This is a genomic window from Pseudomonas sp. CC120222-01a (genome assembly GCF_003097235.1).
Lineage (GTDB): Bacteria > Pseudomonadota > Gammaproteobacteria > Pseudomonadales > Pseudomonadaceae > Aquipseudomonas.
Genome location: NZ_QEQQ01000003.1, coordinates 40,514 through 64,093, shown reverse-complemented (window position 1 = coordinate 64,093; position 23,580 = coordinate 40,514). Strand labels below are relative to the sequence as shown.

Genomic DNA, 23,580 nt, shown 5'->3' with positions numbered 1-23,580 from the left:
CGGGAGTTGGTGTTCGCTCTGCAGGAGTCGCGCACCTTTGTTGTTTTTAATGCGGGATCATGCAGCTCAGCCGACGCTGCAATGCGCCTCTCGCTTGAGATGACAAGCCGTGACTGGGACGAGCGATTCCAGTTCGTCTCGGGTCGAGCCAGGGTTCGAAGAGTCGATCGGTAACTGAACGGTTGGTTTTGGCAGCAGGAAATAAGCAAGCGCTGGCAGCAGAATCAGCGCGCCGACCATGTTCCAGATAAACATGAAGGCCAGCAGCACTCCCATGTCAGCTTGGAACTTGATGGGTGAAAGAATCCAGGTTGCAACGCCGATTGCCAGCGTCACACCTGTCAACATCACAACCTTGCCGGTGAACAACAGAGCGCGGTAATACGCTTCCGAAAGACTGGCGCCTTGCCGCATCTGGGCCAGGACAATGCTCATCACGTAAAGCGCATAATCGACCCCGATGCCCACACCCAGGGCAATGACTGGCAGCGTTGCGACCTTGACACCCATGCCCAGCGCTACCATGAGCGCTTCGCACAGTATCGAGGTGAGCACCAGCGGCAGCACGGCACAGAGCACTGCTCTCCACGAGCGGAAGGTCACGAGGCAGAGGAGGATCACTGCTCCGTAGACCCACCACAACATGTCATGGTTAGCCTTCTTGACCACGATGTTGGTTGCTGCCTCGATCCCCGCACTGCCAGCCGCAAGCAAGAACTTGGCTTGCTCGCTGTCATTTTCGGTGGCGAAGCTTTGAACACTGTCTACAACTCGAGTGAGCGTGTCGGCCTTGTGATCTTTGAGGTAGGCATACAGTGTCAACAAACTGCAATCGTCGTTGTACAGGCCGCGCGGAGCACCAGCGGTGACCATATTCAATGAGGCTTGGTTATTGACCAGCTCATACCATTTCGGGTTGCCTTCCGACAGTCCGACCAGCACTCGGCGATTCAATACCGCCAATGAGTTCGTGGAATCAACCCCTTCAAGTTCACGCAATTGCCAGTCAAGGTCATCGACACGTTTGAGTGTGTCATACGCAGAGCAGCCTCCCGCCGGAGTTTGCACCATGACAGCGAAGACATCACTGCTGGCGCCGTAATGCTGGGTGATGAAGGCATTGTCCCGATTGTAACGAGAGTCGGGACGTAGTTCTGGGGCGCCGGCGTCCAGATCACCGATTTTGAGATTCAAACTTACCGCATAGCCCCCCACTGCCATCAGGCCGGCCACGACAACACAGCCGGCAGCCCAGCGACGACGCGTGAACAAGTCAAGGAATCGCCAGACCGCGTGTTTTTCCTCACCCGAAGCCTCTGCCTCTTCAGCCCGGAGACTACGGCGTGCGGCAGTCGCGCTGACCCCCACGTATGACAACAACACGGGCAGAAGGATGAGATTGGTGAAGATCAGTACTGCTACACCCAGACTCGCGATAACTGCCAAGTCCTGGATCACCTGGATCTGAATGATCATCAGAACCGCAAAGCCAACGGCGTCGCACAGCAGGGCTGTAAGACCTGCGAGGAAGAGTCTTCTGAATGTGAACCGAGCGGCCACCAGCCGGTGCATGCCCCGCCCAATGTCCTGCATGATGCCATTCATCTTCTGGGCACCATGGCTCATTCCGATGGCAAAGACCAAGAACGGCACCAGTACCGAGTAAGGATCCAGCTCGTAGCCCAGCATAGGCAGAAGGCCCAACTGCCAGATAACGGCTACCAATGAACACACCACGACCAACCCGGTACTCCGTATGCAGCGCGTATACCAGTAAAGGATCAGTGCGGTGATGGCTATTGCTGCAGCAAAGAACACAAGGATTTGCTGGAGGCCATCGATCAGGTCACCGACGACTTTGGCAAATCCGGTGATGTAGATCGTCACCCCCTCCTGTTGGTATTTGGCACGCAGTGATTCCAATTCATGCGCAAAAACGGTGTAGTCGAGCGCCAGGCCGTCAGGAGTTTTATCCAACAATGGAACATAGATGATGCTTGATTGTTGATCGAAGGCTACCAACTGGCCGATCTCGTTCGACCGTTCCACGTTGCGCTTCAATGCAGTGAGACTGGCTTCTTCGCCGTCATAGCCGTCAGGGATGACCGGCCCGCCCTCCAAACCTTCTTCCGTTACGCCCGTCCAGCGCGTGGAGGGCGTCCACAGCGATTTCATGGCCGTGCGATCAACACCGGGCAGCAGATAGATTTCATCACTAAGACGTTGAAGGCTGTGCAGATAATCCTTGTCATAGATGCTGCCATGCGGATTGGCGACTGCTATCCGCACGGCATTTCCAAGGCCTGCTAGCTCCTGGCGGTGCTCCAGGTAGTTATGAATGAACGGGTGATCCCGCGGAATCATTTTTTCAAAGCTCGCATTGAGCGTCAGGCGAGTTGCTTGCCAGCCCAATAGCAGGGTCGCCGCCAAGCAGAGCAACAGCACCAGCTTACGGTGGTTAAACAATGCGCGCTCCAGTAACGAGCCGGAAGCGCTGTCAAAGTCATCAATACGGCCACTGGCGGGCGCGGAGGTAGTCGAGGAATGCATGGCTCAATCCGCAGAAGAAAGGTTAGAGGTAGCTGCTACGCGACGGGCACCAGCCATACCCACCGCCACGAGGGCCCCATCAGCGGTTTGGGTGACAGCGGTCAAAGGCAAGCCATCAGTGACCATTTGCGGTCTGGGGGAAAAGCTGGCCAAGCCGCCCCGCAAGACCATGCCAGCTTGGTTGGCCAGGACCAGTTGATCACCGACTACCCGCATGCCGTTGACTGAAGCGGGGACAGGATTGGCAAGGGTCTGGAAGCTCATACCGTCATCGGATGAGCTGAACAAGTTGCCGCGTAATCCACCTACTGCCATCCGACCATCGGGAAAAGTCGCAGCAGTGAACAAACTGCCTTCGTAAGGGGCTTGCACAGCATTGAATTGCTCCCCTTCGTCAGAGGAACGCAGCAGTAAGCCTTGTTCACCAGCAACGATCATGGCGTCCTTGCTACGAGTGACCGCGTATATGTGAAGGCCGCGGGGATTAGGTAACCGATCCATGATGGACTCCCAGCTTTGACCGCCGTCTTGGGTCATGAATGCAAGTCCATAGGCACCAAAAACCATGCCCCGTTGAGCATCGGTGAAATCGAGCGCTAGCAAGGGCTTGTCGGCGCCGTCCTCCACCAGATGTTCGGCCGCATCTATTCTGGCCTGATTGCCTGATTCTTTGGCGCTTCCCAATTCAAGCGCTGCAGCACGCAGGCCATCAAGCTGAAGAGTCCAATGCTCACCACCATCTTCACTCTTCAGGACAACGCCGGCATGCCCAACTGCCCAACCATGATGCTCATCAACAAACTGCACTGCGCTCAGACTTGCGCTCACCGGCACTGCAGAGGCCTGGCGCCAGGAGGTGCCATTGTCATCAGAAAGCAGAACGACGCCACGCTCACCAACCGCTACCAGCCGATCTCCCGCTCGCGCAACATCTTGCAAAACCGCATGCATGGCTTGCCGTCCGACTATCGCAGACTGTTCAAGCACGGGGTTGCCGGCCCAGGCGGGCGAAAGCCCAGAGGCAATTACAATCAACCAACCAGAAAATAACTTTTTCATCGTAGGGACCCTCAACCAGCGAACAAATCAGTGTCCGCAGGATTTGAATTCAACATGTCAAACGGCATGACTGCAGGGTGGGCCTGCATCGAGAACGAACCGAATGTCGGCTCAACCGTTATCTTGAGATTTCAGGAGGGTTTTCAGGATTGAACGTGATGGGATGCAGGAGACGTGTCGAGCAGGCGACGGCACTTAGGGCGGCGTACATAGTGATGAACCTCATTATTGTTGTTGTCGATGGCTTAACCATCTTGTGGCTCACTGCGTGCAACATCAGACATCACATACGCAGCGGCCTTTGAGTTCTGGCTGTACACAGCTTCCCGGCAATCACCGCATTTGACCAATCGAGTAGACGGATGCAACCTATCGCGCAGCGCGATACCTAGGTATCACCACACTCCCCTGCGATCCAGATCCATCCTTCATGTTCAACATGCTCTAGGACCCGCAGCCTTTCGCCCAAACATGGGCCATATACACAAACCCCGTCCTCCGGCCGAAATTGAGCGCCGTGCGCGTAACAGATAATTCGCGCACCATCAGCGCTGAGGAAGCGGTTTTTGCGGTACTCCAAAGGGACAAGCAGATGAGGGCACTTGTTTTCGTAGACGCGAAGAATGCCGCCGTGCCGTACGACGAAAACCGTATCTGAACCGTTGCGCTCCGGATCGAAGCCGCGGGACTGAAGCTCTCCGATATCGGCCAGTGGGCAAAGGGGCTGTAACTTCATCAAATTCCCTGTCTCAGCAGTACTCGCCCCGCTGTCGACTACAGGTGCTTCGTTCTTGGATAAAGCGTGAGCAGCAGAGGAAACCAGGCATACCGGAAATTAGCGGCCTGTAAACGCCCGTACTCACAGCTGACGACATTCGTAGCGCAGGGTGGTGGCGAGGGCTGTACCCGACCAATCGCGTATGGCGATACGTGGTATCTCAATTTGCGATGCTTGATAGAGGCCTCAGTGGCCGTGGAGCGGTAGCCGCTTCAAAAAAACCAGGCTTGACGTTTTTTTGAAATGGATGGAGGGTATCTCGAAAATAAATACAAAAACCGTGAGCTATCACCATGCGCTTTCAGCACCTAGACCTGAATCTACTGGTAGCCCTGGACGTTCTGCTCGACGAACAGAACATTACCCGTGCTGCCGAACGCCTCCACATGACTCAATCAGCGACCAGCGGTGTACTGGCTCGCTTACGCAAATATTTCGAAGACGACTTGCTGGTGCAGGTGGGGCGAACCATGCAGCCCACGCCCTATGCCCAGGAACTGGTAGGGCCGGTGCGTGAGGTACTGCTCACGATCCGCTCGTCCATAACCACAAAACCTGTCTGTGATCCGACCTCGAGTAAGCGTCACTTCCGGATCGCAGCATCAGATTATTTGATCAGTGTGGTCTTCGCCCGCTTCATTCAGAGAATTCATGACATCGCTCCAGGAATTACTTTTGAGCTGCATCCTCCTGGTGAGCAAGCCATTGAAATGGCTACTCGAGGAGAGATAGATCTCATCATTTTCCCTGAGCGCTACGTGATTGAAGGTCATCCGACAGCGCTGCTGTTCGAGGAGGAACACGTCTGTGTGGTTTGGCGGGACAACCCCGAAGTCGGGACCTCGTTGACGCTCGAGCAGTACATGCAGATGGGGCACATCAGCGTAGGGTTTGGCCGCTCACGACAGCTGAGTATTGAGGACTGGTTTATGAGCCAGTACGGGTTCAAACGCAAGCTTGAGGTCATCACCACAGATTTCAATACGCTGCCACAGTTGCTGGTAGGGACTCGTCGTGTAGCCACCATGCCTGAACGCTTGGCCAAGCTATACGCCCAATACATCCCACTGAAGGTACTTCCTCCCCCAGTGAAAATACCTGTGATGCACGAAAACATGCAGTGGCATAAAAGTATGGAAGGCGACCCTTTGCATAGGTGGCTCCGGAAACAGATTGTCGAGTTCGTTCACGAAAGCGAGCGCGATCATCGTTCAACCCTCAGCTTGGCTAAAGCAAGCGGATGAGTGAGGGCTAATACACGGGGATGCCTTCATCGAATTTGGCGATACCACGCATCCCCACTCACGATTGGCCAAGCCACTTCCAACTGCATACTGTTCTGTCAGCTTACATTTTTCGTTTCCGCTTGCGGCGGATACCACCCTGAAAGCTGACAAGGACAATAAGAATGTTCCGTTACTTCCCCACAAATTACGTCTGGAATCTCTCGGTTGATCTGGCAATCGAGATGGGCGCCCGAATGGGCGAAATCGAAGAGATGTGCGCTCCGCTGCAAGATGCGGCCAAACAACCCGATGCCGCGGGCACTCAAGCATTCAGGGAGACCTGGAGCAAGATGGCTGACAAACTGGTGGGGTTGGCCAAGGAAGACGAAGCAGCCGGGCGCATGCTTTCGGCGGGTGAAAAGTACAATCGGGCCGCCACATACTATTTGACTTGCGAACGCCTGCAAGCACACGGTGCTCCTGGCCGTGGTGCGCTATTCCAGCAGTTCCTCGACTGCTTCTCCCAAGGCATCACGCTCTCCAAAGAAAACTGCGAACGCGTTGAGATCCCTTACGAGGGCAAGGTACTTTCGGCGCTGTACGTGCGAGCTGAAGGCGTGGAAGGGCCTGCTCCCCTTCTCGTCCAAGTCAACGGGCTCGACTCGACGAAAGAAATGAAATACCGGGTTGGTCTACCGAGCTGGTTAGCCAAGCGCGGTGTTTCGTCGTTGGTGGTTGACCAGCCTGGCACGGGTGAAGCACTCCGCCTGCATGGATTGACTGCGCGATTTGACAGTGAACACTGGGCAAGTCGTGTAGTTGATTGGCTGGAGACCCGGGATGATGTGGATCCTAAGCGTATTGGTATGGAAGGCGTATCGCTGGGCGGCTACTACTGCCCCCGCGCAGTAGCGTTTGAGCCACGCTTTGCTTGCGGTGTGGTCTGGGGAGCCAACCATGACTGGCGGGATGTGCAGAAACGTCGGCTAGAAAAAGAGGGCGATTTCCCTGTTCCGCATTATTGGGCACACGTCCAGTGGGTCTGGGGAGCCAAGGACATGGACGAATTCATGAGCATTGCTGAAAACGTCCATCTCGATGGCATATTAGATCGGATTAAGGTGCCATTCCTGGTGACCCACGGGGAAAAAGACTCCCAAATCCCATTGAAATGGGCACATAGGACCTACGAGCAACTCATCAACAGCCCGAACCGTCAGCTGAAAGTATTTTCCGAGCGAGAAGGTGGAGTCCAGCACTCCAGCTTTGACAACCCTGTCAACGCAGGTCACATCATTGCTGATTGGGTTGCCGAGGTCTTGGGCGGAAGGACTGCCTAAGGCCGCATAATCAGCAACTTTCCTTAACAAAAGACTAATCCAGCTCGATCGATGGCCGTCCATTCGGGCAGATGAAGGCACAAAAAGGCGTCAGCATTGAGATGCTTACTCGTGAAATAGCGCCTCTCATCTGAAAATACCATTAGGCCTATGATCGGAGTGAAAGGCTTACGCCCTAGCCTAGCGACACAGCCACCACGCATGGTCTGTTAGCTAGGCTAGGTCGTATGAGCTAACTATGGAATTGACAAGCTTATCACTGGCCGCTACATCCATAAACAACGAATATCGACATTAGACGATCCTGCGCAACGAGTCATAGTAACCCCACGAACGACTCGCCTGCGGCCATCAAAGACAAAGCCCAGCGCATTCTGAACAAATCAACAAAGGGCGTAGCGTGAATTAGAGATCATCTCTTTCTGCATGTTGACTTCTATTGCATGTTCCGCAGCCGCTTGAGCCATGTAGTCAAATCCTGGCCAAAAATTATGATAGCATCGATAATCTACACCTAATGCAGAGCTTTTTTCTTCTCTGCTCAGAGCATTCCATACAAGAGAAAAACGTGCCGAGAGCGTAGCCGCTTCAATTATGCTCCTAGCGATATTCACTTCAAATTGTGGAAACCTCACGAGCGCATTTACTGCGATTTCGGGGTTCAGCCACACGCATCCCTCCTCGACCAAGCGCTCGACTTGCATGATAGCGCTAAGGACCCAGCCAGCACACTGGAAACGGTCGAGCCTGACGATGGCGAATTCCTCACTAATACGAGAAAAATCCAAACACACCGTGCTGTGCGTCTCACATGTTGAAACACTTATTTCGTAGGCCAATCGAGAATCCTCAGCTTGCAATCATATGCTAATGATCCCTATAAACTTTATCGTGGTCAACTGATCAATATTACAATGGCAATGTGCTTCTAACTGGCAGAGGCAAGAATCCAGCACTGAGAGAAAAAATTAAAGCTGTTGTTCCTAGCTCAGCCAACCGCACACACAAGCAATAGCTAATATTTATAAATCATGCAAGACCACAATAATCCCTGCATGCAACTCACACCTAATTATATCGATACCTGGCAATTGAATTTCCAGACGATACTGAGCTGGTAAGACGATAGCCGAACCACAATTCAGGTCGGTCAGTCATGGCTTTCACCAAAACTGCTGCTTTTGCTGACTCTCCCGTATGCATCGTTTTGGAGAATGGCATCTCCTTCTTCCTCAAACATTACGCCAACCCATCGCGTCCGCTTCATGGTTGAAACCTGCACAAAGAAGCAGTTCTCGCATAGGTGCAGTTCGTACTCCTCACCGGAATGTGGGGAACCCTCGCCCCATGACGCATGCATCGTCCCGTACTGAAGCTCACCGGCCGCAACACGTGTTGAATCTCCACACATGTCGCAGATGACATCTGTGACCATACCTGGATCGGTTTCGCTAGCGACTTTCATCTGCTATTCCCCTCGCCGCTGTCAGGTGGTGAATTACCAAATCAAAAGCTGAGCTAGCAGTGCTAGTGCTGAGCCTTTGAGCCCCCTCTCGCACCATCTGCCGCCCAGTCGCAGACGACGTATGTGCTGTTGAGGGTGCGCGCAATCACATAGCCCAGGAGCTCTTCGTAGGTCACGATGTTGGAGGTGCGAATGGGATCACCATCATCAAACCGCCGCTCACGGTCACCGAAGACAACACCTCTCAGGAAAAGCTCGTGCGGCCCGTACTCCACCGAAGATAGGTACGCCGTGACCTCCAAATTGAAATCGATCTGCATCGCCTTGGCTACCGTGCTGGGCATGGCTGATGGCGAGACATTGACGATCTTGGACGTGGAAAGCGGCGCTCGGCGTTTAACCATTTTTCTCTCCTATACATGACGATCTCGGAGCACTCCTCACGAGACGCATACCAATGTACCCACCAGTAACAGGCGATTGAGCGCGAGCATGTTAGCCTACACAGAGGTTCAATCTGCGGAGCGCCTACTTGAGCAATCCTGTTCCTGGCTACTACGAAACTCTTCTCACCGCCCCTGTGTTCTCCGATGACCCGATTGGTGTTCGTCAGAACAAGCGCTGGCAACTCATCGTTGATGACATCCACCTCAGCAGCACGGAAGCTGACCTGCGTGAAGCTCGCGGCAAAGCTGAAGGCTACATCCAGGGCTTGGTGGATGCGGGGCATCTCACAACCGATCGACTTCGAGATTACAAAATTCTCAGCAGCGTTAATCGGAGGCGCATTGTCTTAAGAACCAGTTGAACTGCGCCTCGATTCGATGCTCTAGCGCATGGAGGCGCGTGGCTACCATGATCAAGCAGCTGGCAAATCTGGTTTGTCAGCAACAGCAATGAGCGCCCTCAAACTTCTCCTCCCATAACCTCGCTTGAACGTCGCCAACACGTAGTTGCCGCTGTTCGTAGACACCACCCAGAACCGGCCAAACCTTCGCAATTCGTAGATCGGGGCGGTCTGCAGAATGTGCCCGTCCGCGTGCTGCTCGTAGGGCCCCGGATCGCTATGGCCAAAGACGATTCCTGCGGCGCACTCTGATGAGATGAACACATCGCTCAGGTAGGCTGTGATCGGCACAGGATATTGCTGAGCCATGGCACGAGCGATCCGCTTGAGCTGGAAATCCGAGAGCTCTTTGACGTGATACTCCATGACGACTTCGTCTGACATTCGTTCTTCCTACTTCTGCCGCTGGTGCTCGTCGCTCGTGCAACGCCTCACGGCAATTTAAATCTCGATGGTGAAATCCGGCGAGAAGCCGGTGCGCTCGCCTGGATAGCCTCGAGGGTTCGATACAAGTCGGCAGCCGGAAATGACCGTGTCGACCGCGTGATGCGTGTGACCAAAAACCCAGACATCAGCTTGAGCGACCAGGTCATGCCACTGGTTGAAGTACGCCGCGCCGAGATGACCTTCATGACCATCGCCGGCGACTTCCTGGATGGGGCAATGATGGGTGATCACCACGGTTTTGCCGTCGAAATCCTTTGCCAGCTCTGTCGCCAGGAATTCTCGAGTGGCGATGTTCCGAGCGATGAGATCCACAGGCCGAAGCTTGCTGTACCCCTCCCCGATCCGGATCCTCTTGAAGTCGGTCATCCACTCGGCACACACCCTCATCGCAGCCTTGTAGTCGCCCGTGGCCGTGTAGTCCGTCCAGGCTGTCGCGACTAGGAAGCGCGTGTTACCGATGATGAGAGTCTGGTTATCCAAGATGTGCACGTGCTCAGCAGCAGCGTCACGCATTTTGGTGAGCGTCCGGTCGATGTGGCCCTTGTAGAACTCGTGGTTTCCGCAGACGTAGATCACCGGGCATTCGAAAGTGTCGTTCGCCCACGCCACTCCTCGCCCACGCACAGAGATATCGCCGGCCAAAACAATCAGATCGGCATCTATCGCTGGAGGTTGGAAGTCGGTGAACTCCAGATGGAGATCTGAGTAGACCGTGATTCTCATCGTATTGCGTGGTCTCCGTATCGGCAGGCTAATCGCTTATCCAGTGCCTCCAACGGAGTGGAGGCCTGGCTACCAGCAATTACTTGAACGCTTTACTGAACCGCTGAGAAAGCTCAGCAATGCCGATCGGCGCCCAACCCTCTGGGTCGTTGCTCTTCCGGATGAAGTTAATCGCAAATCCAACCATGACCAGACCCGAGATGATGCCTTCCCAGAACGCCCAGACGAAGGTGGTCGGCACGAGGTAATCCGGATTCTCGCTACCCGTAACCAGGTAGATGAAGTACGGAGATGCGAAGCAGCCGATGATGAAGGTCAAAATCATCACAGGAATGGCAGACACCAAGATGAGAATAGGCACCTTGACCTGATACTCACGGGCTGCCACCAGCGTGCCGTTCTCGCCCTTCATGGCGTAGATGACGGCTTTGTTCTCCATCTTGTCCTTCTTCTTGGTGAAGATGCCGTACAGGGTCACTCGCTGTCCCTTGTCGAGCTCCTCGTAGATCTTCCCTGGCAGCAGCACTTTGGGAAGCACCTGCCCATCGATGACCATGTAGGCCGTTACCGTGCCCTGCTCCGTGCTCGCGACATGGAGGGTTTCGATCACCCCAGTGACCTGCCTGCAATCAAATTTGAACAAAATCTGCTCCTGCAATTTTTACAGCGCGCAAGCATCCCCACCGCCTCGAAATCAGTGTGCGTCGATGTGCTGAGTCAGCTGCGCGATAAACGAAAAAACAGTGCTGAGGTCAGCCTGCTTCTTTATCCCTCTCCGCTACTGCGGGTTGTGGGAATTTTCCGATTTCTCAGATGCCCTGTGGCATTAGAACTTCTGGAACTTCGCACCCCTCGATCTGGTGAGAAATGCTCACAATTTTCAGATGCGAACTTGAAGGAAAATCGCATCGGCGTACTACACACTCGCTACACAGCTACCTGGCGCTCGAATAGATGTGGCCGTTCTGAGTGACGAACTCGTATACCGGGCGGGCCTCAGTACCAGGCTGCATTCGGATCTCGGAGAGCAGTTCCATAGCGTACGATCCATGCCGGTTCTTATCGGACGGCGTAATGAGATGGATCTTGCTCACGCTCAAAAAGTTACCGATCTCCGCATTACGCATTTTCTGCACGGTCGGGACATCCGTCACCAGGTGAGCTACAGGCCCGATGCAACCGTCCTCAAGCCCCATCCCCTCGATCAAAAACGAATACTCACACCGACTAATGTCAACTGTTCTCCAGAGCATTCGGGCCCCATCTGGGGCGTTGAACTGCCCCATAAGCTCGCTGCCATAGGTTACTAACACTGCTACTTGACCTCCTGAGTACCCGGGCTGATTTAGGCGTCGGTGCACGGTACTGCGGCAACCTGACTGCCTCCGGATAGCCGAACCGCTGGCACAACTGAGCTCATCAATCACCGCCGCACCCACCGGATGGCCATCATAGGGAAATCAACCACCAATAACAACGAAATGTATTTGGTGGTCGAAAGCAGCTGTGGCTTTATCCTGCCTTTTGAGACGCATAAAAGTGAAGGACGAGCTGGCCATAGCCATAAGAGCGGTGCGGCAGATGAAGGGTTTGAGCTTCGAGGCGATGTCAGGTGCCGCAACACAGAACAGTCTTAGCCTGATCGAAGGCGCAAAAATTCACCCGTCGCTCCCAACCCTACTGAAGCTTGCTCAGTCACTGGACATCAGCGTCCTCACGCTGCTGGCTCTGAGCTTAGGGGTGCGAGACGGTAATTCTCCTAAGGATCAGCTTCACAGTGCCTTGAAGGAAGTCGAAAACTTCATCAAAGCAGATGGCTTGCTACTCATTGAGGGTCAGATCAAAAACGGTGTGATGGTAAAGCGCCCCAGAGGCACAACTGCTGATGCTGAACGGGTGCAAGCAGTCCTTGACCTCAAACGGCAGGGCAAAACTCAAGCAGCAATAGCTCGAGAGCTTGGATTACCTCCGACGACTGTCAGGCGGTACTGGCTGCGTGACTCGTGATTGAGATTTATCAGGGATGCGGAAGGGATTGACGACGGGATCATGACCCTACAGGTATTGGATGTAGCTAAGGCTAGGGGAAACATCGAGCCGTTTAGGACAAACCAGCCAAGTCAGGGATCACGCCTTGAGAGGTTCTGTCCACTCCCCGTCATGATCGCACCTATCCTTTCTCATCCACGCATCACTTGGAGAATTGGGTCGTTCACCAGAATCGACAAAAGGTGGGGTGCTAGCCGTGATGACTGCTCAGAAATTGACACTGAAAGCCAGGTGTCCAGAAAACGGCTTCACTGCCAACGCCCCTCAGGAGCTGCCGGTGCCGGAAGGCAACGAGATCGCCCCGGACCTCAACGCCATGGCCTTGCGCGCCGACCTGCGCCTGGGCAGCAAGGACGCTCACCCTGCCAATGCGGCGTGGGTGGTGGCCGAGCCCGGCCAGATGCTGCAGCCGCTGACCCTGGCCAACGCCGACCTGACCTGGGTCAGCCACTGCGTCCCCGGCACTCCCGGCTTCGAACTGCTGCCCGGCCTGCCCGCCCCGATCGATTACGACTACTTCGTCTGGAAAGGCGTCGAGCCCGACCTGCACCCCTACGGCGCCTGCTTCCACGACCTCGCCGAGCGCCGCTCCACCGGGGTCATCGAATACCTGAAGGTGCAGGAGGTCGGCGCTGTGATCGTCGGCGGCCTGGCCCTGGACTACTGCGTCAAGACCACCGCCCGGCAACTGCGCCAGGCTGGCTTCCAGGTGCTGCTGTACCTGCCGGCCTGCCGCGCCCTGACCCAGGAAGGCGCTATCACCGCCTGCGGTGCGCTGGCCGCCGAAGGCGTGATCCTGTGCGGCGATGAAGCCGCGCTCGACTACCAGCTCTCTCTGATCAAGGAAGACCGCCCATGAGCGAAAGCGTTTTCGGCCCACGGATCATCCAGAACCTGCTGGACACCGACTTCTACAAGATCACCATGATGCAGGCGGTGCTGCACAACTACCCCAACGCCGAGGTGGAGTGGGAGTTCCGCTGCCGCAACAATGAAGACCTCTCCCCTTACCTGGCGGAGATCCGCTACCAGATCGAGCAACTGAGCGAAGTCACCGTCACCCACGACCAGCTGGCCTATTTGGAGAAGATCCCGTTCCTGAAGCCGGACTTCATCCGCTTCCTCAGCCTGTTCCGCTTCAACCTGCGCTATGTGCAGGTCGGCCTGGACGCCGCCGGGCAATTGGCGATCCGCGTGCGCGGGCCGTGGCTGCACGTGATCCTCTACGAGATCCCGTTGCTGGCGATCATCAGCGAGGTGCGCAATCGCTACCGCTATCGCGACGTGGTACTCGAACAGGTGGGCGAGCGCCTGTACCAGAAAATGGACTGGCTCAAGGCCGAGGCCAGTGCCGACGAGCTGGCCGGTTTCCAGCTGGCCGACTTCGGTACCCGGCGGCGCTTTTCCTACCGGGTGCAGGAAGAAGTGGTGTACCTGCTCAAGCACGACTTCCCCGGCCGCTTCGTCGGCACCAGCAACGTGCACCTGGCACGCGAGCTCGAACTCAAGCCGCTCGGCACCATGGCCCACGAATGGTTCATGGCGCACCAGCAGCTCGGCCCACGGCTGGTCGACAGCCAGGCCGCCGCGCTGGAAGGCTGGGTGCGCGAGTACCGTGGTTTACTGGGCATCGCCTTGACCGACTGCATCACCATGGACGCCTTCCTGGGTGATTTCGACCTGTACTTCGCCAAGCTGTTCGACGGCCTGCGCCACGACTCCGGGGACCCGCTGGTGTGGGCGGAGAAAGCCATCGCCCACTATGAACGGCTGGGGATCGACCCGAAGGGCAAGACGCTGATCTTCTCCGACGGGCTGGACTTCGCCAAGGCGCTGGGCCTGTACCGGGCGTTGCACACGCGGATCAACGTGAGCTTCGGCATCGGTACCCGGCTGACCTGCGACATCCCGGGGGTGGAGCCGATGAACATCGTGATCAAGATGACCGACTGCAATGGCGCGCCCGTGGCGAAGATTTCCGACAGCCCGGGCAAGACCCAGTGCCGGGACGAGAACTTCGTGGCCTACATGAAGCATGTGTTCAAGGTGAACTGACGGCAGTGCTGCTAAACCACCTCTGACGCCCCCACGCACAGCTCCATGAACCGCGCAGCCGCCCGCGACGGCGTGGCGGCATGGGGCAAGAGGATGGAAAAGCGCCGCACCAGCGGTTCAGGCGCAATTCTCAGCTGTCGCAGTACGCCATCCTCATGACGGATCGACATGGCCGAGACAAAGCCAATCCCCATGCCGGCCCGTACCGCCTCCTTCACGCCTTCCACCCCAGCGATCTCCAGCGCCACACGCATGGCCACACCGTGCCGGGCAAATGCCCGCTCGACGATCTGGCGCACCCCCGAACCACTCTCACGCAGCACCAATGGGTACGCCCCCAGCGCCTGCAGGCCTTGCTGCTCGGCACCTGCCAAAGGATGGTCGCGCGGCACGATGGCGACGATCTCGTCTTCGCGCCATGCCGTCACTTCGGTGCCCAGTGGCAGCTCCTGCCCTGGCGGGCCTTCGATGAGGGCGATGTCGACGCTGTCCAGTGCTGCGACGATTTCTGCCGTATTGCCGTGGGACGTGGTCACCAGCACCTCCGGATAGCGCCCATGGAAATCGGCGATCAGGTACGGCAGCAGGTAGCTGGCCGGCGTGGTGCTGGCGCCAATGCGCAAGGTGCCGCGTTCCAGCCCGCGCATGGCCTCGCACAGGGCCTGGGCCTGGCGGAAGGTGTCGCGCAGGCGTTGGGCATGGGCCAGCAGTTGCTCGCCGGCAGCGGTCAGGCGCACGCCACGGCCGGCACGCTGGTACAGAGGCTCGCCAAAGTCTTCCTGCAGCAACTTGAGCTGGCCGGACACCGCCGGTTGCGACAGATGCAGGGCCAGGGCCGCATGGCTGATGTTGCCGTGCTCGGCAACGGTGGCGAAGGTTATCAGCTGTTCTGGGGTCATATCTTCAAAGTATCAGCTAGACGGATATTTGCCATCCTAAATTACGATTTTTTATAAGCTTATAACCAGATTAACGTAGGCCATGTCGAAACACTTTCCCGGAGGACTCACATGGCCACGGCAACTTCCAACCCTGCGTTGGCGCCCACTCTCTCTACCCGAGGGCGGCTCAACGGCATCCTGTTCGTCGCGTTGTTCGCGCTGGCCGTCACCCAGCTGGCGGCCGTGCCCGCCATCGCCGGCCTGGGCATCAGCCCGCTGATCGTCGGTATCGTCGCCGGCGCCTTGTACGGCAACGCCCTGCGCGATGGCGTGCCGGCCAGCTGGGCGGCCGGTATCAACTTCTCGGCTCGCGGCCTGCTGCGCATCGCCGTGGCCTTCTTCGGCCTGCGCGTGAGCCTGCAGGAGATCGCCGAAGTCGGCTGGTCCGGCTTGACCGTCTCGCTGCTGGTGGTGACCAGCACCTTGCTGATCGGCCTGTGGTGCGGCACCAAGCTGTTCAAACTCGACCGCGACACCGCCCTGCTCACCGCAGCCGGCAGCGCGATCTGTGGCGCCGCCGCCGTGCTGGCCTTCGAATCGGCGCTGCGCAGCGCCCCGCACAAGAGCGCCATGGCAGTGGGCAGCGTGGTGCTGTTCGGGACCTTGTCGATGTTCCTCTACCCGCTGGCGATCAATGCCGGCTGGCTGCCCCTGGACACGATGGGTGCCGGCCTGTTCCTCGGCGGGACCATTCATGAAGTGGCGCAAGTGGTGGGCGCGGCCAGCAACGTCAGCCCCGAGGCCACGCACATCGCCACCATCGTCAAGATGACCCGGGTGATGCTGCTGGTGCCGGTACTGCTGGTGGTCGGCCTGTGGATCAGCCGTTCGCGCCAGCCGGGCCAGGCCCAAGGCAATGGCCGCATCGCCATGCCCTGGTTCGCCTTTGGCTTCCTCGCCCTGGTGCTGGTGAACTCGCTGCAGGTACTGCCAGGTAGCGTGACCCAGACCATCAACAGCCTGGACACCTTCGCCCTGACCATGGCCATGACCGCACTGGGCATGGAAACCCGCTGGGGCCAGATCCGCCAGGCCGGGCCCAAGGCACTGATCACCGGGGCGATCCTCAACCTGTGGCTGGTGGGTGGCGGCATGGCGATCACCCTGGGTGTACAACGCCTTTTAGGTTGACGTGCAGGGATCGGTATGGTGTTGTCTTGCAAGGATGTTTTTACCTGCACAGGAACGACTTAGATGCCTCAACGCCATGTCATCAATGCATCCGTCAGCCCCAAAGGCAGCCTGGAGACGCTGTCGCAACGTGAAGTCCAGCAACTGAGTGAAGTCGGTACCGGTAGCCTCTATACCTTGTTCCGCCAGTGCGCCCTGGCCATTCTCAATACCGGCGCCCATGTCGACAACGCCAAGACCATTCTCGAGGCGTACAAGGACTTCGAAGTCCGCATTCACCAGCAAGACCGCGGCGTGCGCCTGGAGCTGCTGAACGCTCCAGCCGACGCCTTCGTCGATGGCGAAATGATCGCCAGCACCCGCGAGATGCTGTTCAGCGCCCTGCGCGACATCGTCTACACCGAAAGCGAGCTGGCCAGCCAGCGCATCGACCTGGAAAGCTCCCAGGGCATCACCGACTATGTCTTCCACCTGCTGCGCAACGCCCGCACCCTGCGCCCTGGCGTGGAACCGAAGATGGTGGTGTGCTGGGGCGGCCACTCGATCAGCAGCGAGGAGTACCAGTACACCAAGAAGGTCGGCCACGAACTGGGCCTGCGCAAGCTGGACATCTGCACCGGCTGCGGCCCGGGCGTGATGAAGGGCCCGATGAAGGGCGCGACCATCGCCCATGCCAAGCAGCGCATGCACGGCAGCCGCTACCTGGGCCTGACCGAACCGGGCATCATCGCCGCCGAGGCGCCGAACCCGATCGTCAACGAACTGGTGATCCTGCCGGACATCGAGAAGCGCCTGGAAGCCTTCGTCCGTGTCGGCCACGGCATCATCATCTTCCCCGGCGGCGCCGGTACTGCCGAGGAATTCCTCTACCTGCTCGGCATTCTCATGCACCCGGACAACCAGGCCCTGCCCTTCCCGGTGGTGCTCACCGGGCCACGCAGCGCCGAACCGTTCCTGCAGCAGCTGCATGCGTTCGTCGGCGCCACCCTCGGCGAGGCGGCGCAGCGTCACTACCAGATCATCATCGATGACCCGGCCGAAGTGGCCCGGCACATGGTCGAGGGGCTCAAGGAGGTCAAGCAGTTCCGCCGCGAGCGCAACGACGCCTTCCACTTCAACTGGCTGCTGAAGATCGACGGCGGCTTCCAGCACCCGTTCGACCCGACCCACGCCAACATGGCCGAACTGGCCCTGCGCCGTGATTTGCCAGCGCATGAACTGGCGGCCAACCTGCGCCGGGCGTTTTCCGGGATCGTCGCGGGCAACGTGAAGGACAAGGGGATCCGGCTGATCGAGGAGCACGGGCCGTATCAGATCCGTGGTGATGCGGCGGTGCTGGAGCCGCTGGGGCGCCTGTTGCAGGCGTTTGTCGACCAGCACCGGATGAAATTGCCGGGCGGGGCGGCTTATGTGCCTTGCTATCAGGTTGTGACCTGAGATCGCCGGGGCCGCTTTGCGGCCCTTTCGCGACACAAGGCCGCTCCTACAAGGGAACGCGGTCTCCTGTAGGAGCGGCCTTGTGTCGCGAAAGGGCTGCAAAGCAGCCCCTTGCTATCTGACAGGACTCGCCACAGTCCGGTCCACCAGGCGAATGCTGTCACGCCCCCCCCGCTTGGACTGGTACAACGCCACATCCCCCTGCTCGATCAACGCCGCCAGGCTGGCCGGCGGCTGGTCGAACAGGTTGGCGCCGATACTCAAGGTCACCGCCTGCGGGGTCGGCATCGCCTCCCGGGCAAACTGCTGGAACTGGTCGCGCAGCTGGCTACCCAGCTCCACCACCTTCTCGCTGCTGGCATCGCTGAGCAGGATCACGAACTCATCGCCGCCCAGCCGCGCGGCCAACGACCGCTCCGGCAGCACGGCACGGATCATCTCGCTCAACGCGATAAGCAGGCGGTCACCCGCCGCATGGCCATGCAGGTCGTTGACCAGCTTGAAATTGTCGATGTCGATCAGCAGCAACGCCCCAGGTTGGGCCGGGCTGACCGCCTTGAACAGGTGCGTGGCCCGCACTTCCAGGGCACGCCGGTTGTACAGCGCAGTCAGGGGATCGCGGGCAGCCAGCCGGGCGATACGCTCTTCACGGCGATAGCGCACGGTGCCGGTCATCGACAACGCGATCAGCATGATCGCCATCGCCCCTTCGACCAGTGAAATCTGGATGATCAGGCCACCAAAGGTCGCCAGGTCGATCAGTGTGCCCGGCGTCACCGCCACGATCGCCTTGGCCACATAGAACAGGCCATGGATCAGCAGCACGTAGCGCAACTGCACCGCCCCTACGCTCAGCGACTTACCATGGGGCCGCAGCAGGTAACTGGCCTTGAGCGTGAGCAACGCCACCAGCAGCGAGTTGACCATCAGCATCACTTTCGACCACTGCGGCCCCACGGGCAGCAGCAACAGGCCGAACCACACGAGCACGATCAGCAACCACGCCCGCGACAGCCGGGCCTGAGTAAAGCGCACCACGCCCAACAGAAAGAACGCGTGGGCGACCACCAGCAAGCCATTGGCGAACCAGATACCGATCAGCAGCAGCCCGATCCCGCGCAACAGGGCCAGGGTCGAGCCGACGGTGATGGTGGCAAAACCGGCGCTCCAGAACAGCAGCGACGATTCGCGGACACTGCGCCACTCGATCGCCAGGTACAACGCCGCCGCAGCGGCCAGGGCGATGGTGATCGTCAGCATCGTGGGTGGATCAAGCGCCATATACGGATTGGCCTGTCTGGTTAACATGGAAAAGGCGTGATTGTATGCGCTTGAGATGACTTTTCAGAGGGGCGAAGCGTCGCGTTGCACGCAAATGAATGCATCCTTCCCACCGTCGTCATGCCCGTTGCGTAGCCCCGGCTAATGATAGCGCGTGCTACGCGGCGGTCACGTTCGTTGCCTGCACCGGCCTCTTCGCGGGCATGCCCGCTCCCACAGGAGAGTCACAGGGTTCGAGGGCTGCGCTTTACCTGTGGGAGCGGGCGTGCCCGCGAAGAGGCCGGAACAGGCGACCTCAGAGCACCCGCTTGATCAACGGCTCCAGCCGGCTGTAGCGCAGGCGCCGCAAAAACTTGCGCACTTCCTTGGGATGCTCGGCCTTCTCGCCCAGTTCATCCGCTGCACCGATCTGCGGCGCATGCCGGCGAATGCCCTCCAGCTCCACCGCCCGCGGCACCAGCCACTGCCCGTGCGGGTCATCGATCAGCAACCCGTTCTCCAGGTCGAGGTTGAACCCGCGCGGGTTGAGGTTGTTGCCGGTCAGCAGCGAATAGCGCTGGTCGATCCACACCCCCTTGGCATGGAAGGTATGGCCGGCATCGTTCCAGATCCGAATCTGCAATTGGCCGCTGGCAATCGCGGCGTGCCGCCGCCGGGCGAAGGCGCGCAGGTTGTCCTCGTACAGGTACGGCAAGGCGCCGCTGGCGCTGAACGGCTCGCCCGGGGCGATATAGAAGTCGTTGGCAGTACGATGGCCGACAATCAGCTCGATGCGCACACCCCGGTCCAGCGCATGGTCGATCTCGCGCATCACCACCCGCGGCGGGTTGAAATATGGCGTGCTGATGATGATCTGCGTGCGTGCCGCAGCCAGCAGCGCGCACAGCGTGCGGTTGAGCGGGTTGCCACGGCCGACGCCAAGCAGCGGAACAACGCGCAAGCCCTGCCCCGCCATGGCTGGCGGTGCCTCATAGACCATACGCCGCAAGCGTGCTCGCAGGCGCCGGATATCACCGCGCAGGCTACGGGTTGCCGGTGGTGCGGGCAGGTCCAGGCGCGGCGTGGCGGTGGAGTGCAACAGGCGCCGGACCAGATCGACCATGGCGTCGGCCAGGGCCGGTGACTGGAACAGGTGGTAACGGTCCAGCCGGTAACGATCGAAACGGTGCAGATAGACGTTGTTCAGGCTGGCGCCGGTATAGATCACGCAATCGTCGATCACGCTGCCTTTGAGGTGCAGCACGCCGAACAGCTCGCGGGTCTGCACTGGCACGCCATGGATCACCACGTCGAGCCCACGCAACTGGCGCTGGGCCTGGTACCAGGCCGCATTGCCCGGTTGGCGCCCGGCCCCCAGCAGGCCACGGCGGGCACGGAACCAGTCGACCACGATGACGATCTCCAGGCCCGGCCGCTCGGCCTTGGCCTGGTACAGGGCATCGAGCACCTCCTGGCCAGCCTCGTCTTCCTGCAGGTACAAGGCGACGATGACGATACGCCGGGTCGCGCTGGCGATGCGTTCGAGCAGGCAGGTACGGTAGGCCGCAGCATCGGGCAATACCTGGATCGCCTCAGGCGCAATGGCGAAACCTGGCAGCGCCGCCAGCATGGATTCGGGGTTCACGTAGATCACCTTCTTATTCTGCAATCAGGTCCATTCCTGGCCGTTGCGCGCGGGGTGTAAGATCAGCCCGGCGACGACCCATAACAACAAGAAACACGTGAGGCCTGTTTTTCCACTGCCCCTGACGAACAACGCCTCAGCTTGCACAGGAAGATCGCAATGGTCCACCCCGCGTCTACAAGCGTAATGCCTTACCCCACCAGGACCTTTGGTTTTCTGGTGTTGCCCAACTTCACCACCATTGGCCTGGCATCGGCGGTGGAAACCCTGCGCATGGCCAACCTGGCAGCGCGCCACCCCTTGTACCGTACCGTGCTGATTGCCGCCAGCCCTGAGCCGGTGGTGGCCAGCAATGGCATGCGCGTGCTGCCCGACCACAGTATCGCAGACGCCCCGGCGCTGGACGCCCTGTTCGTGGTCGGCGCCAACCCGATCGACCGCAGCCGTGGCAACAACCGGCCACTGATCGACTGGCTGCGCCAACTGGCCCGCCAGCGCCTGCCGTTGGGCGGGATCTGCACCGGCAGCTACCTGCTGGCCAAGGCCGAGTTGCTCGACGGCTACCGCTGCACCATTCACTGGGAAGACCTGCAGACCCTGCAGGAACATTTCCCCGACATTGTCATCTCCAGCCAGTTGTTCGAACTGGACCGCGACCGTTTCACCTGTTCCGGGGGCGTGGCGGCCATGGACATGATGCTGCAACTGGTCGCCCGCCAAGCCGGCGGCCAGGCCATCGCCGCCAAGGCCGCCGAGTTGTTGCTGTGTGACCGGGTAAGGGGTGAGCGCGAGCGCCAGCGCGTGCCGTTGCGCACCTTGCTCGGCAGTGGCCAGCCCAAGCTGAGCCAGGTGGTGGCGATCATGGAGGCGAACCTGGAGGAGCCGCTGGGGCTGGAGGAGCTGGCCAGCCTCAACGAAGTGACCGTGCGCCAGCTGGAGCGGTTGTTCCATAAATACCTGCAGCGCACTCCCAGCCAGTATTACCTGGAGTTGCGCCTGTCACGGGCACGGGAACTGCTGTTGCGCAGTGATGTGCAGGTGCGCGAAGTGGCGCTGGCCTGCGGGTTCAGCTCACCGGCGCACTTTTCCAAGAGTTACAGCCGCTTCTTCGGCCTGTCACCGTTGGGCGAACGGCGCCAGGCCTCGTTGCACTGAGGGGAGCGGCTCAGTCCTGCAGGGCTGAATGCGCCGTTTCCCGGCACATCAACATGGCCAGCAACGCGACCAGCGCTGCCGCCAGCAGGTAGCCGGCCGGGGCAAGCTTGCTACCGGTGGCCTGGATCAACCAGGTGGCGATGAACGGCGCGGTCCCGCCAAACAGCGCATTGGCCAGGTTGAAGCTCAAGGCGAACCCGCTGAAGCGCACCTGGGTCGGGAAGATCTCTGCCAGCAGGCACGGCAAGGTACCGTCGTTCATCGCCAGCATTGCGCCGAAGAGGATCTGGATGGCCAGAATCACCAGCAACGGCTGCCCGTCGAGCAGTTTGAACAAGGGTACGGTCAGGCCGAGAAACAGCAGCGAAGCCACCACCAGCATGGTCTTTCGGCCAAACTGGTCGGACAGCCGTCCCATCAGGAAAATCAGGCCGATGTAGGTTGCCAGCGATACCGTGGAGGCAATGAACGAATCGCGCTCGCTCATGCCCATCTCGCTGGACAGATAGGTCGGCATGTAGCTCAGCAGCAGGTAGAACGCCACGGCATTGAGGCAGGTGACGCCGAGGCCGATGGCCAGGCTGCGACGATGCCGGGCCAGCAGTTCGCGGATCGGCGCCGGGGTCATGCAGGCCTTGTTCTCCAGGCGCTGCTCCATCTCCAGAAACTTTGGCGTGTCCTGCAGGCTCATGCGGATGTAGCGGCCGACCAGGCCAAACGGTGCGGCCAGCAGGAACGGCAGGCGCCACCCCCAGCTGTGCAGGTCCTCGGTGCTCAGCAACTCGTGCAGCACCGCGACGAATGCCGCACCAAAGAGCAGCCCGGCCGCCGTGCTGGCCGGAACGATGCTGGTGTACAGGCCACGCCGGCCGGGCGGCGCATACTCGGCCAGAAACGCTGCAGCGCCGGCATATTCGCCCGAGGCGGAAAACCCCTGGACCAAGCGGATCAGCAACAGCAGGCCGGGCGCCCACAGGCCGATCTGCGCATAACCCGGCAGCAGGCCGATGCAAAACGTTGCAATCGACATGATCAGGATCGACAAGGACAGGGCGTTGCGTCGGCCATGGCGATCACCTACATGCCCCCAGACCACGCCGCCCAGCGGGCGTACGAGAAATGACAGGGCAAAGACGGCGAAGGTTGCCAGCAGGCCGCTGGTCTTGTCGGTCTGTGGGAAGAAGGTGGCGGCGATGATGGTGGCGAGGTAGCCGTAGGCGGCGTAGTCGAACCATTCGACGAAATTGCCCATGAAGCTGGCACGCGCGGCCTTGCGCAGGGCCTGGCGTTCGGCGTCGGGTGCGGCGCCGTCGAGGGAGGGAGCGTTGAAGGTGGTGCTGGACATGACGGGTACCCTCTGATTCTTCTAATTGGCGGCAGGGTCTGGTGGTCATACAGTGGCTTTTTTGTTGTCCGGGCCGGCCTCTTCGCGGGCAAGCCCGCTCCCACAGGTACACCACTGGTTTTGAACG

Annotated in this window: 22 protein-coding genes; 9 read left to right on the top strand and 13 right to left on the bottom strand. The window is 59.1% G+C overall.

What is annotated here, in order from left to right:
• Positions 1–66: 66 nt before the first annotated feature.
• The 3 genes from N430_RS05770 to N430_RS05760 form a co-directional block, all read right to left on the bottom strand.
• Positions 67–2,550: an RND family transporter gene (locus tag N430_RS05770; protein ID WP_256592087.1), complete on the bottom strand. Its 2,484-nt coding sequence runs from the start codon at positions 2,548–2,550 to the stop codon at positions 67–69.
• A gap of 3 nt (positions 2,551–2,553) precedes the next feature.
• Positions 2,554–3,609, bottom strand: a complete 1,056-nt coding sequence (locus tag N430_RS05765) for a YCF48-related protein (RefSeq protein WP_110634449.1) — start codon at positions 3,607–3,609, stop codon at positions 2,554–2,556.
• Between the two features lie 388 nt (positions 3,610–3,997).
• On the bottom strand, positions 3,998–4,345 hold the full coding sequence (locus tag N430_RS05760) for a Rieske 2Fe-2S domain-containing protein (protein ID WP_110634452.1): 348 nt from the start codon (positions 4,343–4,345) through the stop codon (positions 3,998–4,000).
• A 335-nt stretch (positions 4,346–4,680) separates the two neighbouring features.
• On the opposite strand from N430_RS05760, the gene N430_RS05755 reads away from it, so the two are divergent.
• Together N430_RS05755 and N430_RS05750 are read left to right on the top strand one after the other, a co-directional pair.
• A complete protein-coding gene (locus N430_RS05755; protein WP_110634455.1) occupies positions 4,681–5,631 on the top strand; it encodes a LysR family transcriptional regulator in 951 nt (316 codons plus the stop codon).
• Positions 5,632–5,795: 164 nt separating this feature from the next.
• Positions 5,796–6,953 carry a S9 family peptidase gene (locus N430_RS05750; RefSeq protein ID WP_110634458.1) on the top strand — a complete coding sequence of 386 codons (1,158 nt, stop codon included), beginning with the start codon at positions 5,796–5,798 and terminating at the stop codon, positions 6,951–6,953.
• 383 nt (positions 6,954–7,336) lie between these two features.
• Here the strand turns inward: N430_RS05750 and N430_RS29220 are convergent, their stop codons facing one another.
• From N430_RS29220 to N430_RS05740, 3 genes are all read right to left on the bottom strand, one after another.
• Entirely contained in the window at positions 7,337–7,792 is a 456-nt protein-coding gene (locus N430_RS29220; RefSeq protein WP_133248821.1) for a hypothetical protein, read from the bottom strand.
• A gap of 311 nt (positions 7,793–8,103) precedes the next feature.
• Positions 8,104–8,418, bottom strand: coding sequence for a hypothetical protein (locus N430_RS05745; RefSeq protein WP_110634461.1), 315 nt, complete (start codon positions 8,416–8,418; stop codon positions 8,104–8,106).
• Between the two features lie 62 nt (positions 8,419–8,480).
• Positions 8,481–8,822 carry a hypothetical protein gene (locus tag N430_RS05740; protein WP_256592086.1) on the bottom strand — a complete coding sequence of 114 codons (342 nt, stop codon included), beginning with the start codon at positions 8,820–8,822 and terminating at the stop codon, positions 8,481–8,483.
• A gap of 128 nt (positions 8,823–8,950) precedes the next feature.
• On the opposite strand from N430_RS05740, the gene N430_RS05735 reads away from it, so the two are divergent.
• Positions 8,951–9,226, top strand: a complete 276-nt coding sequence (locus N430_RS05735) for a hypothetical protein (protein ID WP_110634463.1) — start codon at positions 8,951–8,953, stop codon at positions 9,224–9,226.
• Positions 9,227–9,277: 51 nt separating this feature from the next.
• Here the strand turns inward: N430_RS05735 and N430_RS05730 are convergent, their stop codons facing one another.
• From N430_RS05730 to N430_RS05720, 3 genes are all read right to left on the bottom strand, one after another.
• Positions 9,278–9,649 carry a hypothetical protein gene (locus N430_RS05730; RefSeq protein ID WP_110634466.1) on the bottom strand — a complete coding sequence of 124 codons (372 nt, stop codon included), beginning with the start codon at positions 9,647–9,649 and terminating at the stop codon, positions 9,278–9,280.
• A 57-nt stretch (positions 9,650–9,706) separates the two neighbouring features.
• Entirely contained in the window at positions 9,707–10,435 is a 729-nt protein-coding gene (locus N430_RS05725) for a metallophosphoesterase (RefSeq protein ID WP_110634469.1), read from the bottom strand.
• A gap of 79 nt (positions 10,436–10,514) precedes the next feature.
• Positions 10,515–11,045, bottom strand: coding sequence for a hypothetical protein (locus N430_RS05720; RefSeq protein ID WP_256592085.1), 531 nt, complete (start codon positions 11,043–11,045; stop codon positions 10,515–10,517).
• A 929-nt stretch (positions 11,046–11,974) separates the two neighbouring features.
• Between N430_RS05720 and N430_RS05710 the strand changes: the two genes are divergently transcribed.
• The 3 genes from N430_RS05710 to pncB all read left to right on the top strand — a co-directional run bounded on the left by N430_RS05710 (position 11,975) and on the right by pncB (position 14,539).
• On the top strand, positions 11,975–12,442 hold the full coding sequence (locus N430_RS05710; protein ID WP_256592084.1) for a helix-turn-helix domain-containing protein: 468 nt from the start codon (positions 11,975–11,977) through the stop codon (positions 12,440–12,442).
• Positions 12,443–12,683: 241 nt separating this feature from the next.
• Positions 12,684–13,343: an isochorismatase family protein gene (locus N430_RS05705; RefSeq protein WP_110634475.1), complete on the top strand. Its 660-nt coding sequence runs from the start codon at positions 12,684–12,686 to the stop codon at positions 13,341–13,343.
• On the top strand, positions 13,340–14,539 hold the full coding sequence (pncB, locus tag N430_RS05700) for a nicotinate phosphoribosyltransferase (RefSeq protein ID WP_110634478.1): 1,200 nt from the start codon (positions 13,340–13,342) through the stop codon (positions 14,537–14,539). The genes N430_RS05705 and pncB overlap by 4 nt, the downstream gene beginning before the upstream one ends.
• Before the next feature lie 11 nt (positions 14,540–14,550).
• On the opposite strand, the gene N430_RS05695 is transcribed toward pncB, so the two are convergent.
• A complete protein-coding gene (locus N430_RS05695; protein ID WP_110634481.1) occupies positions 14,551–15,438 on the bottom strand; it encodes a LysR family transcriptional regulator in 888 nt (295 codons plus the stop codon).
• Between the two features lie 111 nt (positions 15,439–15,549).
• Between N430_RS05695 and N430_RS05690 the strand changes: the two genes are divergently transcribed.
• Entirely contained in the window at positions 15,550–16,611 is a 1,062-nt protein-coding gene (locus N430_RS05690) for a YeiH family protein (RefSeq protein WP_110634484.1), read from the top strand.
• 63 nt (positions 16,612–16,674) lie between these two features.
• The gene (ppnN, locus tag N430_RS05685; RefSeq protein ID WP_060513345.1) at positions 16,675–18,048 is read left to right on the top strand and encodes a nucleotide 5'-monophosphate nucleosidase PpnN; all 1,374 of its coding nucleotides are present in this window, start codon (positions 16,675–16,677) and stop codon (positions 18,046–18,048) included.
• 114 nt (positions 18,049–18,162) lie between these two features.
• On the opposite strand, the gene N430_RS05680 is transcribed toward ppnN, so the two are convergent.
• Both N430_RS05680 and pssA read right to left on the bottom strand, forming a co-directional pair.
• Complete coding sequence (locus N430_RS05680; RefSeq protein WP_110634487.1) at positions 18,163–19,329, bottom strand: diguanylate cyclase; 1,167 nt, start codon at positions 19,327–19,329, stop codon at positions 18,163–18,165.
• A gap of 295 nt (positions 19,330–19,624) precedes the next feature.
• A complete protein-coding gene (gene pssA / locus N430_RS05675; RefSeq protein WP_110634675.1) occupies positions 19,625–20,953 on the bottom strand; it encodes a CDP-diacylglycerol--serine O-phosphatidyltransferase in 1,329 nt (442 codons plus the stop codon).
• Between the two features lie 159 nt (positions 20,954–21,112).
• On the opposite strand from pssA, the gene N430_RS05670 reads away from it, so the two are divergent.
• Complete coding sequence (locus N430_RS05670) at positions 21,113–22,108, top strand: GlxA family transcriptional regulator (protein WP_110634490.1); 996 nt, start codon at positions 21,113–21,115, stop codon at positions 22,106–22,108.
• A 10-nt stretch (positions 22,109–22,118) separates the two neighbouring features.
• Here N430_RS05670 and N430_RS05665 read toward each other — a convergent pair whose 3' ends face one another.
• Positions 22,119–23,453, bottom strand: a complete 1,335-nt coding sequence (locus N430_RS05665) for an MFS transporter (RefSeq protein ID WP_110634494.1) — start codon at positions 23,451–23,453, stop codon at positions 22,119–22,121.
• Positions 23,454–23,580 lie beyond the last annotated feature (127 nt).

What these genes read in the sequence shown, in the direction of transcription:
- N430_RS05670 (WP_110634490.1), top strand. Translation starts at nt 21,113, where the DNA reads ATGGTCCACCCCGCGTCTACAAGCGTAATGCCTTACCCCACCAGGACC.
- ppnN (WP_060513345.1), top strand. Translation starts at nt 16,675, where the DNA reads ATGCCTCAACGCCATGTCATCAATGCATCCGTCAGCCCCAAAGGCAGC.
- N430_RS05760 (WP_110634452.1), bottom strand. Translation starts at nt 4,345, where the DNA reads ATGAAGTTACAGCCCCTTTGCCCACTGGCCGATATCGGAGAGCTTCAG.
- N430_RS05680 (WP_110634487.1), bottom strand. Translation starts at nt 19,329, where the DNA reads ATGGCGCTTGATCCACCCACGATGCTGACGATCACCATCGCCCTGGCC.
- N430_RS05765 (WP_110634449.1), bottom strand. Translation starts at nt 3,609, where the DNA reads ATGAAAAAGTTATTTTCTGGTTGGTTGATTGTAATTGCCTCTGGGCTT.
- N430_RS05750 (WP_110634458.1), top strand. Translation starts at nt 5,796, where the DNA reads ATGTTCCGTTACTTCCCCACAAATTACGTCTGGAATCTCTCGGTTGAT.
- N430_RS05705 (WP_110634475.1), top strand. Translation starts at nt 12,684, where the DNA reads ATGACTGCTCAGAAATTGACACTGAAAGCCAGGTGTCCAGAAAACGGC.
- pncB (WP_110634478.1), top strand. Translation starts at nt 13,340, where the DNA reads ATGAGCGAAAGCGTTTTCGGCCCACGGATCATCCAGAACCTGCTGGAC.
- N430_RS05745 (WP_110634461.1), bottom strand. Translation starts at nt 8,418, where the DNA reads ATGAAAGTCGCTAGCGAAACCGATCCAGGTATGGTCACAGATGTCATC.
- N430_RS05730 (WP_110634466.1), bottom strand. Translation starts at nt 9,649, where the DNA reads ATGTCAGACGAAGTCGTCATGGAGTATCACGTCAAAGAGCTCTCGGAT.
- N430_RS05665 (WP_110634494.1), bottom strand. Translation starts at nt 23,453, where the DNA reads ATGTCCAGCACCACCTTCAACGCTCCCTCCCTCGACGGCGCCGCACCC.
- N430_RS05770 (WP_256592087.1), bottom strand. Translation starts at nt 2,550, where the DNA reads ATGCATTCCTCGACTACCTCCGCGCCCGCCAGTGGCCGTATTGATGAC.
- N430_RS05695 (WP_110634481.1), bottom strand. Translation starts at nt 15,438, where the DNA reads ATGACCCCAGAACAGCTGATAACCTTCGCCACCGTTGCCGAGCACGGC.
- N430_RS05690 (WP_110634484.1), top strand. Translation starts at nt 15,550, where the DNA reads ATGGCCACGGCAACTTCCAACCCTGCGTTGGCGCCCACTCTCTCTACC.
- N430_RS05725 (WP_110634469.1), bottom strand. Translation starts at nt 10,435, where the DNA reads ATGAGAATCACGGTCTACTCAGATCTCCATCTGGAGTTCACCGACTTC.
- N430_RS05755 (WP_110634455.1), top strand. Translation starts at nt 4,681, where the DNA reads ATGCGCTTTCAGCACCTAGACCTGAATCTACTGGTAGCCCTGGACGTT.
- N430_RS05740 (WP_256592086.1), bottom strand. Translation starts at nt 8,822, where the DNA reads ATGGTTAAACGCCGAGCGCCGCTTTCCACGTCCAAGATCGTCAATGTC.